At 67.9% G+C, this 12,619-nt stretch carries 13 protein-coding genes; 7 read left to right on the plus strand and 6 right to left on the minus strand.

Features of this window, described 5'->3' with window-relative positions; all coding sequences use genetic code 11:
- Window positions 1-10: 10 nt before the first annotated feature.
- Together QZX62_RS07985 and QZX62_RS07990 are read right to left on the minus strand one after the other, a co-directional pair.
- Window positions 11-526, minus strand: a complete 516-nt coding sequence (locus QZX62_RS07985; protein ID WP_294173503.1) for a DUF3833 family protein — start codon at window positions 524-526, stop codon at window positions 11-13.
- Window positions 527-712: 186 nt separating this feature from the next.
- Window positions 713-1,444 carry a Bax inhibitor-1/YccA family protein gene (locus QZX62_RS07990; RefSeq protein WP_294173505.1) on the minus strand — a complete coding sequence of 244 codons (732 nt, stop codon included), beginning with the start codon at window positions 1,442-1,444 and terminating at the stop codon, window positions 713-715.
- 113 nt (window positions 1,445-1,557) lie between these two features.
- Between QZX62_RS07990 and QZX62_RS07995 the strand changes: the two genes are divergently transcribed.
- Genes QZX62_RS07995 through QZX62_RS08010 form a run of 4 tightly spaced genes read left to right on the plus strand, consistent with a single transcriptional unit; the run spans window position 1,558 to window position 4,030 of the window.
- Complete coding sequence (locus tag QZX62_RS07995) at window positions 1,558-2,058, plus strand: DUF350 domain-containing protein (protein ID WP_294173507.1); 501 nt, start codon at window positions 1,558-1,560, stop codon at window positions 2,056-2,058.
- 17 nt (window positions 2,059-2,075) lie between these two features.
- Window positions 2,076-2,465 carry a hypothetical protein gene (locus QZX62_RS08000; RefSeq protein ID WP_294173509.1) on the plus strand — a complete coding sequence of 130 codons (390 nt, stop codon included), beginning with the start codon at window positions 2,076-2,078 and terminating at the stop codon, window positions 2,463-2,465.
- Entirely contained in the window at window positions 2,465-3,610 is a 1,146-nt protein-coding gene (locus tag QZX62_RS08005; RefSeq protein WP_294173510.1) for a glutathionylspermidine synthase family protein, read from the plus strand. The genes QZX62_RS08000 and QZX62_RS08005 overlap by 1 nt, the downstream gene beginning before the upstream one ends.
- A gap of 3 nt (window positions 3,611-3,613) precedes the next feature.
- The gene (locus QZX62_RS08010) at window positions 3,614-4,030 is read left to right on the plus strand and encodes a potassium channel family protein (RefSeq protein WP_294173511.1); all 417 of its coding nucleotides are present in this window, start codon (window positions 3,614-3,616) and stop codon (window positions 4,028-4,030) included.
- A gap of 27 nt (window positions 4,031-4,057) precedes the next feature.
- On the opposite strand, the gene QZX62_RS08015 is transcribed toward QZX62_RS08010, so the two are convergent.
- Complete coding sequence (locus QZX62_RS08015) at window positions 4,058-6,181, minus strand: EAL domain-containing protein (protein WP_294173513.1); 2,124 nt, start codon at window positions 6,179-6,181, stop codon at window positions 4,058-4,060.
- A gap of 113 nt (window positions 6,182-6,294) precedes the next feature.
- Between QZX62_RS08015 and thpR the strand changes: the two genes are divergently transcribed.
- The gene (gene thpR, locus QZX62_RS08020) at window positions 6,295-6,834 is read left to right on the plus strand and encodes an RNA 2',3'-cyclic phosphodiesterase (protein ID WP_294173514.1); all 540 of its coding nucleotides are present in this window, start codon (window positions 6,295-6,297) and stop codon (window positions 6,832-6,834) included.
- Here the strand turns inward: thpR and QZX62_RS08025 are convergent.
- On the minus strand, window positions 6,831-7,412 hold the full coding sequence (locus QZX62_RS08025; protein ID WP_294173515.1) for a TonB family protein: 582 nt from the start codon (window positions 7,410-7,412) through the stop codon (window positions 6,831-6,833). The two genes, thpR and QZX62_RS08025, sit on opposite strands and share 4 nt — an antisense overlap.
- Window positions 7,357-7,623, minus strand: coding sequence for a hypothetical protein (locus QZX62_RS08030; protein ID WP_294173517.1), 267 nt, complete (start codon window positions 7,621-7,623; stop codon window positions 7,357-7,359). The genes QZX62_RS08025 and QZX62_RS08030 overlap by 56 nt, the downstream gene beginning before the upstream one ends.
- A gap of 151 nt (window positions 7,624-7,774) precedes the next feature.
- Between QZX62_RS08030 and uvrA the strand changes: the two genes are divergently transcribed.
- A complete protein-coding gene (gene uvrA, locus QZX62_RS08035; protein ID WP_294173519.1) occupies window positions 7,775-10,804 on the plus strand; it encodes an excinuclease ABC subunit UvrA in 3,030 nt (1,009 codons plus the stop codon).
- 235 nt (window positions 10,805-11,039) lie between these two features.
- Entirely contained in the window at window positions 11,040-11,711 is a 672-nt protein-coding gene (locus tag QZX62_RS08040; protein ID WP_294173521.1) for a hypothetical protein, read from the plus strand.
- 4 nt (window positions 11,712-11,715) lie between these two features.
- Here QZX62_RS08040 and QZX62_RS08045 read toward each other — a convergent pair whose 3' ends face one another.
- On the minus strand, window positions 11,716-12,462 hold the full coding sequence (locus QZX62_RS08045) for a DUF2726 domain-containing protein (RefSeq protein WP_294173523.1): 747 nt from the start codon (window positions 12,460-12,462) through the stop codon (window positions 11,716-11,718).
- Between the last annotated feature and the right edge of the window lie 157 nt (window positions 12,463-12,619).

Genomic DNA, 12,619 nt, shown 5'->3' on the forward strand with positions numbered 1-12,619 from the left:
GCGCCGTGGCCTAAAGCTTGCGGATCGTCCCTTCGGACGTGGCCACGCGGATGCCGAACTTCTTCACCGTTGTCCGGCTGTGCGCGATCCGCCCTCCGGGCTGGGGCGTCAGCCATTGATCGACGTCCAGCCCGCCCTTGATCCTAAAGCGGAACTGGTACTTGCCGTCCACCTCCCGCACCGTGACCGGCCCGGCGGCGTCCGACATGGTGCCGGCGAAGCGGCCGTCCGCGACCCGCTTGATCCGCCACCGCCGTTCCAAGGGCGGCTTGCCGTCCTCCTGAACGTGCTGAACGAGCGCGAGGGAGCCGTCGGGGAGAATCTGCCCGCGGCCCAGCGTGCGCGAGCGATAAGGCTTCTTGGCGACGACCTTGATGGTGCTCACCATCTCGGTGCGCCCTTCGAAGAAGCCGAGCGGCTCCGTCCCGCCGCCCTCGCGCGCCGATGCCGCCGGCGCGACGGCCGCCAGCAGTGCGGCGGAGGTCAGGAAAGCACGGCCGGTCAACGGCTTAGGAAGAGCGAGCATGGGGTCATAACGCAGCAATGCGCAAAGCTTTCCGCGCGCCCGGAGCTCCGCTCGCGGCTGTCCCACGCCGGTCCACCGCCCCGTGCATGAAGAAAGGGCCCGGCGGTCGCCCGCCGAGCCCTCTCGTACTTCGCGGTCGCCGATCGACAGCACGCATGAAGCGTGCCGCCGAGCGGCTCAGCTCCGTTACTCGCGGTTGCCCATGAAGTTCAGCAGGAAGGTGAACATGTTGATGAAGTCGAGATAGAGGTTCAGCGCCCCCATGATCACGACCTTGCCCATCATGTCCGTGCCGGCCACGTAGGCGTACATGCTCTTGATCTTCTGCGTGTCGTAGGCGGTCAGGCCCGCGAACAGTAGCACGCCGATCGCGCTGATCGCCAGCTGCATCGCGGTGGACTGCAGGAAGATGTTGATGACCATCGCCACCAGCAGGCCGACCACGCCCATGATCAGGAAGGTGCCCATGCCGGACAGGTCCTTCTTGGTCGTGTAGCCCCACAGCGACAGGCCCAGGAAGGCGGCCGCCACCGCGAAGAAGGTCTGCGCGATGCTCGCCCCGGTGAACACCAGGAAGATCGACGACATCGACAGGCCCATTACGAAGGCGAAGGCCCAGAACAGCCCCTGCAGCGCCCCGGTCGACAGCCGGTTCATGCCGAAGCTCATCACCATCACAAACGCCAAGGGTGCGAACATGATGACCCAGCGCAGCGGGGTCGACAGCACCTGCTCGGCCATGCCGCTCGACGCGAACAGCAGGGCGACGATGCCGGTCAGCAGCACGCCGGAGGCCATGTAGTTGTAAACGGACAGCATGTAGGACCGCAGGCCCGCGTCGCGGGCGGCGCGCGGAACACCGACCGACGGTGCGGCGGTCGGCGCAGCGGTCGTGCGCGGGTCAGACCAGTTCTGCATTTCTAACTCCTTGCCGACGAGCCAACGCGCCCGTCACAAAGACATATATCGTCGGGAGCCCGATTAGTTTCAAGTAAAACCGGACGCGAAACGACCTACTTTCAAGTAAGTAGATGCTCGGCGGCCGACGGCTCGGCAGAAACCGTTTGCGCGGCCCGTTTGGCGCCTTTAACCAACAACGCTTCGAGGGGCCGGGGGGGCAGGTGATGGTGGCGTATTTCACGGGGGCTTTGCCGCACTTTTTCGCCTATTTCGCGTCGGCCCTGGCGCTCGCGGCGGGATTTATGCTGCTGTACGTGTTCGTCACCCCGCACCGCGAGTTCGCGCTGATCCGCGAAGGCAACAGCGCCGCCGCCCTGCAGCTGACCGGCACCTTTCTCGGCTTCGCGATTCCTGTCGCGGTGGTGATCGGCCATTCGGTCAGCATTCCGGACATGCTGCTGTGGGGCGCGGTCGCCGCGCTGGTGCAGCTGGCGGTGTTCGCCCTCATTGCCCGGCTGCTGTTCAAGGGCATTTCGGACCGGATCACCCAGCGCTGCGCCGCGTCGGGTATCTTCGTCGGCGGCATGGGTCTGGGCGTGGGCGTGCTCCAGGCCGCCTGCATGGTCCCCTGAGCGGAGCGTCCGGCCCCATGCGCAAGCCTCTTCCGATCACGGGCGCGGTCGCCGCGGCGCTGCTCGCCCTGCCCGGCTGCTCCACCCGCAACGAGTGGGACGACGACTATGTCGCGACCGGCGACACCGCGGTGTGCGTCGACCGAGACGGCCGCCGCATCGACGACGATCATTGCGATCGCCGCCGCGGCGGAGCCAGCTTCTTCTTCCTGCGGACTGGCGCCCCAATCCCCTACTATGGCGACTCGGTCCGCAATCCCCGCTACGCCCGCTACGGCTCCTACAACGGGACTTGGGGCACCAGCTATGCCCGGGCGCCTCGCGCCACCCAGATGAGTCGTTCGGCCGCCGTGTCGCGCGGCGGGCTCGGCGCGACCGGGCGGGGCTTCGGCGGCCGCGGCGGCTGATGCAGCGTCGGACGATCGCTCCGCGGCCCGGCTGGCAGCGGATCGTCGAAGAACAGGGCCTCATCTGGCACACCGGCGACGACGGTCAGCCCTATTGGGACGAGAGCGGCTGCTACGTCTTCACCCTGGCCGAGATCGAGCAGCTCGAGGCCGCGACCGAAGCGGTCTACGATCTGTTCCTCAAGGCCGGCGACCGCATCGTCAAGGACGCGGCCCTCCTGTCCTCCCTCGGCATCCCCGACTTCTGCCACGCCGCCATCCGCAGCGAATGGAAGGGCGACCGCCCAGCGCTCGACTATGGCCGCTTCGACTTCGGCTGGGACGGCACAGGTGAGCCCAAGCTGTTCGAGTTCAACTGCGACACCCCCACCGCCATGCTGGAGGCCGGCGCGATCCAGTGGGATTGGAAGGAGCAGTGCTTTCCGCAAGCCGACCAGTTCACCAGTCTCCACGACAAGCTGGTCGAACGCTGGCGCTTCATGGCGCCCGACTTGAGCGGGCGGATCTGGTTCGCCCATGCCGACGACGCCAGCGGCGAGGACACGCTCACCACCACCTACATGCGCGACCTCGCCGAGCAGGCCGGACTCGAGACGCGCGGCCTGCTGATCGACGAGATCGGCCTCGACGCCGCCGGCCGTATCGTCGACGGCCAGGACCATCTGATCACCGCCATCTTCAAGCTTTACCCGTGGGAATGGATCGTCGCCGAGGAGTTCGGCCCGGCGATCGTCCGCAACCTGCCGACCACCCTGTGGATCGAGCCCATCTGGAAGATGCTGTGGAGCAACAAGGCGGTGCTGGCGCTGCTCCACGACATGTTCCCGCGCCACCCGAACCTGCTCCCCGCCTCCCTGGAGCCGGGCAAGGTCGGCCCAAGCTACGTCGCCAAGCCGATCCTCGCCCGCGAAGGCGCCAACATCGAGCTGGTCCGCGACGGACAGGTGCTGGCCCAGTCGGAAGGCGGTTACCAGGCGGTGCCCCGCGTCTACCAGCAGCTCTATCCGCTGCGCGACTTCGGCCGCGGCTATCCCGTGCTCGGCTCGTGGGTCGTCGGCGGGGAAGCGGCGGGCCTCGGCATCCGCGAGGACGGGCTGATCACCGGCAACCGCGCCCGCTTCGTTCCGCACATCATCGAAGGCTGACCCATGAAGAAGCTGCAGGCTGCCACCGACACGCTCAAGGAGCTGGCGCTGATCTACTTCGCCATCCTTCTTGCCGCGTCCGTCCTGTTCATGGTGCTGGAAGCGCGGACCTTCGCCGAAAGCTTCTACTGGGCCGCGACCACCGCCACCTCGACCGGCTACGGCGACGTGACTCCCAAGACCGTGGCTGGCCAGCTCCTTGCCGCCGTGCTGATGCACATCTCAATCTTCGGCATCGCGCCGCTGATCATCGTCCGGCTGATCGACCGGCTGAACGAGAACCGCGACGCCTTCACCCACGAGGAACAGGTCCACATCCTGGAGGGCATCGCCCGCATCGAGCAGCGGCTACAGCGGCTGGAGGACGGCAGCGAGCGTGGGCCCGAGGCCCCGCCCGCTTATGCCAGGATCGATCCCTGAGGTCCGCGACCTCCGAGGCCCGGTCCCTCAGGCGGGTGCCGCCAGGTTCGCTCCTCCCGCCAGAACGGTGTCGATCTCGGCGGCGCTCTGCGGCATGCCGTAGAACCACCCTTGCAAGAATTCGCACCCGGCCATGGCCAGGATGGCGGCGTGGTGCTCGGTCTCTACCCCCTCGGCCAGGATCGGGATCTTGAGCGCGCTGCCCAGCGCCACCACCGCCAGCGCGACGTCCGCCGCTTCCGGGCTGCTGACCACCGGCTCGACGAACGAGCGGTCGAGCTTGACCTTGTCGAACTCGAACCGGCGGAGATAGCCGACGCTGGCATAGCCGGTGCCGAAATCGTCCAGCGCGACCTTGATGCCGTGGCGGCGGAGGTCGCGGATCACCTCCTCCGCGGCATCGGGACGGCGCAGCAGGTAGGTTTCGGTGATCTCGAACTCGAGCCGCTCGGGCGGAAAGCCGCACTCGTCGAGCGTCCGCAGCACGTCATGGACCAGCATGCGGTCCCAGAACTGAGCCGGGGACAGGTTCACCGACAACAGGAACGGCCAGTCGCGCGCCCGCAGGCAGGCCTCCCGCAGGACAAAGCGCCCGAGTTCGACGATCGCGCCGCTATCCTCGGCGATGGGGATGAACAAGTCCGGTGAGATGGCGCCGCGGGTCGGGTGGCTCCATCGCGCCAGCGCTTCCACGCCGCTGATCTGGCCGCTGCGCGAGCGCACGATCGGCTGGAACGCCACAGAAATCTCGCCCGCCGCGATCGCCCGGCGGAGATCGCTTTCCAGCTCCCGCCGCTCGCGCCGGCCGTCATTGAGGGTTGGCGAGTAGAGGCACCAATTGTCGCGGCCGCGCGACTTAGCCGCGTACATCGCCACATCGGCGCGGCGAACCACGTCCGCATACTCCAGGCCGGCGCCTCCGGCGATCCCGACGCTGGCTCCGACCAGGATCGGCTCGGCCTGGAACTCGTGCGGCTCCCGCACCGCCTCGATGATCGCGGTGGCGGCCGCCTGATGGTCCATCGCCTCACCCCCATGTTCCCAGGCCACGAAGAACTCGTCTCCGCCGGGGCGGGCCAGATAAGCGTGGGGCGGCAGGGCGCGACGCAGCCGCTCGCTGGTCCGCCGCAGCAGCAGGTCGCCGGTGGCATGGCCGAAGCTGTCGTTGACTTCCTTGAAGCCGTCGAGGTCGATCACCAGCACGCTGTAGACCGCGTCCCGCCCGGCCAGCTTGACCAACCGCTCGTTGAAAGCTCGCCGGTTAGGCAGTCCGGTCAGCGCATCGTGCCGGGCCAGGTGCTGCGCCTTGGCCTCGCTCGCCTGGAGCTCGCGCAGGTCGGTCGAGGCGTTGCGCAGGACGATCGTTCCAAGTCCAAGAAGTACCAGCACGAACCCAGCGAGGATCGGCATGCTGCCGTGTCGCAGCTCTGTCCCAGGGGTGGTCGGCGCCCAGGCATAATAGCCGATGGTCGAACCTGCGTAGGTCCGGACCGGCACAGCTGCCTCGGCTGGATCGGGTCGGCGAATGAGGCGGAGCGCTGCGATCTGGGCGGCCTGTTTGGTGTTCAGCGCCAGCTGCTCGTCCACTTCCTTGGCGACGACCATGTAGCGGCGCGGCGCGCCGCGAGGCAGGGCGCTGCCCGGGCTCCGCAGGATGCGGTGAACCGCGAACAGCAGCGGGCCGTGCGCACCGACCGACAGGCCACCGACCGAAATCTCCTTGCCCGCCGTCTGCGCTGCGGCCGTGCTCAGTGCCTGCCGGTAGTCGCGCCCCAGGTGCCGGTCCGCGGCATCGCCTGTCCGCCTGCCGTGGACTGCGGCGTAGATGGTGCGCCCCTGCTCATCGACGATGAAGTTGGCCTCGTATCCATTGGCCTCATGCAGATAGAGGCCGAACTGCTCGTCCAGCCAGCCGGCGTCGAAGCCGGTGACCGCATGCGCGGCCGCGTCGTCCCACCGGGCATATTCCCGCAGAACCTTCTGCAACCCGTCGATCTGGCCGGCCAGGGCCAGGGCGACCACCCGCTCCTCACGGTGGCGCTCCCGCGCGTCCTGCTGGTGGGTCATCGCGTACAGACCGGCGATGAGCGCCGTACTTGCGCTCAGCAGGATAAGGGTGATCGGGACCAGGAACCGCTTATAGAAACTCACCTGACGCCCCGCCGCACCCGCACTTGCCCTCGAGCCCTAGACCCGACAAAGTTGACGGATTATAACCTTTCGGTTCGCTCCGGACGGTTAACCGTTCGACGACCCGACCTCCCATGCACCGCCTGTTCCTCGCCATCCGCCCGCCCGAGCCCGTCCGCGACCTGCTCCTCGACCTGATGGGCGGCACCGAAGGCATGCGCTGGCAGGATGAGGAGCAGCTCCACTGCACCCTGCGTTTCGTCGGCGAAGTCGACGGCGACGTCGCCGAGGACCTAGCGAGCGCGCTCAGCGCCATCCGCTTCGAAGCGTTCGGGATCCGGGTGCAGGGCGTCGGCCGCTTCGAGCAGCGCCGCGGCGGCGCGCTCTGGGCCGGGCTCGCGCCGCGCGAACCGCTAGCCGCGCTTGCCGCCAAGATCGACCGCACCTGCGTGGCCGCCGGCCTCGAACCCGAGCGCCGGGCCTACCACCCGCACGTCACCCTCGCCCGCTGGAAGTGCGGCGCCGCCCCGGTTCAGCCCTTCCTCGAACGCCACGCGAACCTCGCATCCGAACCGTGGCAGGTCGCCCGCTTCACCCTCTACGAAAGCCACCTCGGCCGCAGCGGCGCGCACCACGAAGCGGTCGCCGACTATGGCTGCGGCGGTCTGCCCTAATAGACTCGCCAGGTCAGGCGGGTGATGAAGGGTGCCTCGACAGCCTTCCCGCTTGCGTCCAGGGCAGGCTCGAACCGGGCTCGCTGTACCAGGATCGCGCAAGTTGTCGCGTCCAGCGCCTGGTGTCGGGCCGATCTGAGGACGCGGCAATCCCTTGCCCGTCCGTCCAGACCGATTGTAGCCATGATTTCGGAGGTACCGCCGGCGCCATCCGGGAGGGCCGCAGAGGGGTAGTCTTCGTCCGTGACGTAGGCCGTCGCCTTCTTGTGGGGCATGGCATAACGCGTGAGCCGGGCCGTGCTTGCCAGGAAGCCCCACTCCTTCAGCAGACCTTCCATGCAGTCCTGCAGGGCGCCCCGCACTGGATGGAGGGCGGGAAGATCCATTGCAGCAACCAGCTTTGAGCTTCGGATGCCCAGGCGTCCCGTGGCCCACAGCCTTTGCAATTCTTCACCTTGCAAGCCTGCCCGCCAGACCCGCTGCTTGCTGGCGGTAAGGCCGGTCGGGTTCATGCCCTTGGCTTCAATCGCGGCGCGCCCGGTCTCGATCCGAGCGCGCGAGCGCCAGCCGCGGATCATCGGTCAGCACCCACAGCTCACCCGAGTCATTGGCAGGCGTAGGAGCGAGTACCACTGTGAGCGACTGACCGTCTCGAACGAAGGTTCGGCTGGCGAGGCATTGCCGGTCGGCATGCTCCACCGTCCACTTGCCTGTGGGCTGCCATTTCACCGCTGGCTCCGCGCGAAGTGCGGTGGAGACCAGAATGCCCGTCATCAGAACAGACCTCATCACGCGCACCCGCAAATCCTTCCTTCCACGCCCGAACGCACTATCTTGTCGGCTTGCTCGGCCGTGGGCCAGCCCTTCCGCTTGTCCTAAGAACAAATCTGGAACAAACTTACTCCATGATGAAGAGCATCACAAAGCAGAGCGGAAGCGAATGCTGAAAACGATAAGCGTCCGCGGCGCACGCGAGCACAACCTTAAAGGCGTTTCCGTCGACATCCCCCGCGACAGCCTGACGGTGATCACCGGCCTGTCCGGCTCGGGCAAATCGAGCCTGGCTTTCGACACCATCTACGCCGAGGGGCAGCGCCGCTACGTCGAAAGCCTGTCCGCCTACGCGCGCCAGTTCCTCGAGATGATGCAGAAGCCGGACGTCGAACATATCGACGGCCTCTCGCCGGCCATCTCGATCGAGCAGAAGACCACCAGCCGCAACCCGCGCTCGACCGTCGCAACTGTGACCGAGATCTACGACTATATGCGCCTCTTATGGGCGCGCGTCGGCATCCCCTACTCGCCCGCCACCGGCGAGCCGATCCAGGCGCAGCAGGTCAGCCAGATGGTCGACCGCGTCATGGCCCTGCCCGAGGGCAGCCGCCACTACCTGCTCGCCCCCGTGGTCCGCGGCCGCAAGGGCGAATACCGCAAGGAGTTGGCCGAATGGCAGAAGGCCGGCTTCACCCGCGTCCGTATCGACGGCGAGTTCTACGCCATCGAGGAAGCGCCCGCGCTCGACAAGAAGTACAAGCACGACCTCGAGGTGGTGGTCGACCGCATCGTCGTCCGCGACGGCATCCAGTCGCGGCTGGCCGATAGCTTCGAGCAGGCGCTTAAGCTCGCGGAAGGGCTCGCCTACCTCGACCCGGCTGACCCGCCCGCCCCGCCGCCCGAAAGCGAGCGCACGGGCGTGGCCGCCGCGCTCGAGCAGGCCCGCGACCGCGCCGTCCTCGCCACCCACGCGCCGCCGGGCCGCATCTGCTTCTCCGAAAAGTTCGCGTGCCCCGTCAGCGGCTTCACAATCGCCGAGATCGAGCCCCGCCTGTTCTCCTTCAACGCCCCCCAGGGCGCCTGCCCGGCCTGCGACGGCCTGGGCGAGAAGATGGAGTTCGACGAGGACCTGGTCGTCCCCAACCACGAACTGAGCCTCAAGAAGGGCGCGGTCGTTCCTTGGGCCAAGAGCCAGCCGCCCTCGCCCTACTACATGCAGGTGCTGGCCTCCCTCGCCCGCGCCTACGACTTCAGCCTCGACACCCCTTGGCGCGACCTCGGGCCCGAGCAGCAGCGCGTCATCCTCCACGGCACCGGCGGCAAGCCCGTCACCCTGCGCTTCATCGACGGGAAGAAATCATACGAGGTCAAGAAGCCGTTCGAAGGCGTCATCGGCAACCTCAACCGCCGAATGCTCCAGACCGAATCCGCCTGGATGCGCGAGGAGCTGAGCCGCTACCAGGCCAGCCACCCGTGCGAGACCTGCGGCGGCGCCCGCCTCAAGGCCGAGCCGCTCGCGGTCAAGATCGCCGGCGAGGACATCAGCCAGTCCACCCGCCGCTCGGTCGCCGACGCGCTCGCCTTCTTCACCACCCTCGAGGCCAAGCTCACCCCGCAGCAGCAGGAGATCGCCCGCGCCATCCTCAAGGAGATCAACGAGCGCCTCGGCTTCCTCCACAACGTCGGCCTCGACTATCTCAACCTTGACCGCACCTCGGGCACCCTGTCCGGCGGCGAAAGCCAGCGCATCCGCCTCGCCTCCCAGATCGGCTCCGGCCTGTCCGGCGTCCTCTACGTCCTCGACGAGCCCAGCATCGGCCTCCACCAGAAGGACAACGACCGCCTCCTGGAAACCCTCAAGCGCCTCAAGTCGCTCGGCAACACCGTGCTGGTGGTCGAGCATGACGAGGATGCCATCCGCCACGCCGACCACGTCATCGACATGGGCCCCGGCGCCGGCGTCCACGGCGGCGAGGTGGTCTTCTCCGGCACCCTCGACCGGCTCCTCCAGCACGAGGGCAGCCTAACCGCCGACTATCTCTCCGGCCGCCGCGCCATCCCCCTGCCCGCCAAGAGACGACGCGGCACCGGCAAGAAGCTCACCGTTCACGGCGCGCGCGAGAACAACCTCCAGAACGTCACCGCCTCGATCCCGCTCGGCACCTTCACCTGCATCACCGGCGTATCCGGCTCGGGCAAGTCGAGCTTCACCATCGACACTCTCTACGCCGCCGCCGCGAGGCACCTCAACGGCGCCCGCATCCTCGCCGGCAAGCACGACCGCGTCACCGGCCTCGAGCATCTCGACAAGGTCATCGACATCGACCAGTCGCCGATCGGCCGCACCCCGCGCTCCAACCCCGCCACCTACACCGGCGCGTTCACCAACATCCGCGACTGGTTCGCCGGCCTGCCCGAGTCCCTGGCCCGCGGCTACAAGGCCGGGCGCTTCTCCTTCAACGTCAAGGGCGGCCGCTGCGAGGCCTGCACCGGCGACGGCCTGCTCAAGATCGAGATGCACTTCCTCCCAGACGTCTACGTCACCTGCGACGTCTGTCACGGCCAGCGTTACAACCGCGAAACCCTGGAAGTGAAGCACAAGGGCCGCAGCATCGCCGAGGTGCTCGACATGACGGTTGAGGACGCGGTGGAGTTCTTCCGCGCCGTCCCCGGCATTCGCGACAAGATGGCGATGCTGGCCGAGGTGGGCCTCGGCTACGTCAAGGTCGGGCAGCAGGCGACCACCCTGTCCGGCGGCGAGGCCCAGCGCGTCAAGCTCGCCAAGGAGCTGTCGCGCCGAGCCACCGGCAACACTCTCTACATCCTCGACGAGCCCACCACCGGCCTCCACTTCGAGGACGTCCGCAAGCTCCTCGAAGTCCTCCACGCCCTGGTCGAGCAGGGCAACACGGTGGTGGTGATCGAGCATAACCTCGACGTCATCAAGACCGCCGACTGGATCCTCGACCTGGGGCCCGAAGGCGGGGTCAAGGGCGGCGAGATCGTGGCCGAGGGCACGCCCGAGCAGGTGGCGGCGGAGGCGCGGAGCTTCACCGGGAGCTACCTGCGGCCGTTGTTGGAGCGGGGTGGCGCCCAGCTACTCCCCCTTGCGGGAGACGCCGACGAAGTCGGCGGAGAGGTCGCGGCTGAGCCGAAGCGGGCGCGGCGGCGGAAGGTGGCTGAGGCGGCGGAGTGAGCTGAAGCTCCGCCCACACTCGTCAGAAAACACGGCTCTATATCTCTTGAAAGTCGCGCGCACCTGTCGGCCGGCGCTTCGCGTCTTCTGGTTAAGCTCCCCGTTGCTGCGCAACGGCTTCCTTAACCGCGGCGCTCCGCGAGGTTGTTTTCGGTTCATGCATCTTGCGGGGCTACTGCCCGTTTACTATCCTAAACTCCCCGGCGCTTTCCGGCGGAGAGCCAAGGAAGTTCGCATGCGTATTCTTCCCCTCATCGCCGTCGCCACGGCGCTCGGCGGCGTCGCCGCGCCGGCCGCGGCGCAATATTATCCGCAGCCGGGCTATCCCCAGCAGCAGGGTTACCCGCCGCAGCAGGCCCCCTACCCCGGTCAGCAGCCCGCGCCCTATCCGGGCCAGCCGGGCTACGAATATTACCAGCGGCAGCAACAGCAGCAAGGCTACGGCTACCCGCAGGGGGGCTACGGCTACCCGCAGCAGCAAGGCGGCATCGGCGGGATCATCGGCCAACTGCTCGGCAACCGCTATGCCGGGAACGACCGCCAGGCGATCACCCAATGCGCCAGCGCGGCCTCGGCCCAGGCGTCACGCCAGTACCGCCCGGGCTATGGGCAGCCCTACGGCAACGCCTACGGCTACGGCCAGCAGTACGGCGGCGGCGCTCGCGTCACCGCCGTCACCAACGTCGAGCGGCGCCGCAACGGCCTCCGCGTCACCGGCCTGATCGACAGCGGCGCCAACCCCTATGGCTACGGCCAGCAGGGCTACGGCCAGCAGGGTTACGGCCAACCGGGTTACGGCCAGCAGGCCTACGCCCAGGGCGACCTCAGCTTCCGCTGCAACGTCGACTACCAGGGCCGGGTCACCAACCTCCGCCTCAACCGCGTAAACCCCCGCCGCGGCTACTAGGCCCTCACGGGCGCGCGGCCGACGAAGCTGCGCGCCCGAACGGCTTCGCGCCTGAAGACCCGACTATCCTCGCCACCGCCAGGCGCAGCTCCGCCGGGGTGTCGTCCGCCATAACCTCGACCAAACCGATCCCCGCCCGCCGCAGCGCTTCCTTCTTGACCGCGTCGCGGGCGGCGGCCGTGCCCTGGTGGTGACCCTGCCCCTGATACTCGATCGCGTGCCGCGGCTTGAGCTCGGCATCGACCAGCAGGAAGTCGACCCGCTTGGCGTTGATCGTGTTGAACGCTTCGGTGCTGTCCGCGTCCAGCACCTCGCCCAAACTCACTTGCGCCATCACCCGCCAGCCGGGCGCCAGTTCCGCGACGATCGGCTCCAGCGCCGCCAGCACCCGGCTCTCGCCCCGGTTCAGCAGCCGCTTGGGCTTGAACTCGGCCCCCATCACCGTCCTGAGCTGGTCGGCCGCATTGGGGATGCGCGAGCCGCCCGGAACTGGATCGTGCCGCGGCTGCCCCCATGGACCCTCCGCAACGTTGGCCTGAGGCGGCCATGGCCCCTCCCATCCCGGAGGTGCATCCTTGCGCCTGCGGCCACGCTCCACCCAGTTGCCCCGCGCCTGCTTGCGGGCCTTCCACGCTTCCCGCCGCTGCTTGGACACGATCTGCTCGAACGTCATCCCGAACAGCGCGCCGACGAACAGCACGGCGACTAGCGACAAGGGCTTGTCGATCAGGGCGAGGATCTCGGGCGGCATCGCGGCAGGATGGCACGGACGGCTTACCGACCGGTTACTCAGACGACCCCTCCGCCGTTTGCTTATGCGCTTGGGCGGACCCAGGGGCGGCGCGGTGAGGACTCCAAGAAACTCTGTCCTACACGCCCCCCAAGGGACTATCAGGCGCCCGCCATGC

The sequence above is a fragment of the uncultured Sphingomonas sp. genome, assembly GCF_902806265.1.
Classification (GTDB): domain Bacteria; phylum Pseudomonadota; class Alphaproteobacteria; order Sphingomonadales; family Sphingomonadaceae; genus Sphingomicrobium.

Excerpts from the sequence above, each read along its gene's own strand:
- uvrA (WP_294173519.1), top strand. The coding sequence starts at position 7,775 with ATGCTGAAAACGATAAGCGTCCGCGGCGCACGCGAGCACAACCTTAAA.
- QZX62_RS08000 (WP_294173509.1), top strand. The coding sequence starts at position 2,076 with ATGCGCAAGCCTCTTCCGATCACGGGCGCGGTCGCCGCGGCGCTGCTC.
- QZX62_RS08025 (WP_294173515.1), bottom strand. The coding sequence starts at position 7,412 with ATGATCCGCGGCTGGCGCTCGCGCGCTCGGATCGAGACCGGGCGCGCC.
- QZX62_RS07985 (WP_294173503.1), bottom strand. The coding sequence starts at position 526 with ATGCTCGCTCTTCCTAAGCCGTTGACCGGCCGTGCTTTCCTGACCTCC.
- QZX62_RS08040 (WP_294173521.1), top strand. The coding sequence starts at position 11,040 with ATGCGTATTCTTCCCCTCATCGCCGTCGCCACGGCGCTCGGCGGCGTC.
- QZX62_RS08045 (WP_294173523.1), bottom strand. The coding sequence starts at position 12,462 with ATGCCGCCCGAGATCCTCGCCCTGATCGACAAGCCCTTGTCGCTAGTC.
- QZX62_RS07995 (WP_294173507.1), top strand. The coding sequence starts at position 1,558 with ATGCTCGGCGGCCGACGGCTCGGCAGAAACCGTTTGCGCGGCCCGTTT.
- QZX62_RS08005 (WP_294173510.1), top strand. The coding sequence starts at position 2,465 with ATGCAGCGTCGGACGATCGCTCCGCGGCCCGGCTGGCAGCGGATCGTC.
- QZX62_RS07990 (WP_294173505.1), bottom strand. The coding sequence starts at position 1,444 with ATGCAGAACTGGTCTGACCCGCGCACGACCGCTGCGCCGACCGCCGCA.
- thpR (WP_294173514.1), top strand. The coding sequence starts at position 6,295 with ATGCACCGCCTGTTCCTCGCCATCCGCCCGCCCGAGCCCGTCCGCGAC.
- QZX62_RS08010 (WP_294173511.1), top strand. The coding sequence starts at position 3,614 with ATGAAGAAGCTGCAGGCTGCCACCGACACGCTCAAGGAGCTGGCGCTG.
- QZX62_RS08030 (WP_294173517.1), bottom strand. The coding sequence starts at position 7,623 with ATGAGGTCTGTTCTGATGACGGGCATTCTGGTCTCCACCGCACTTCGC.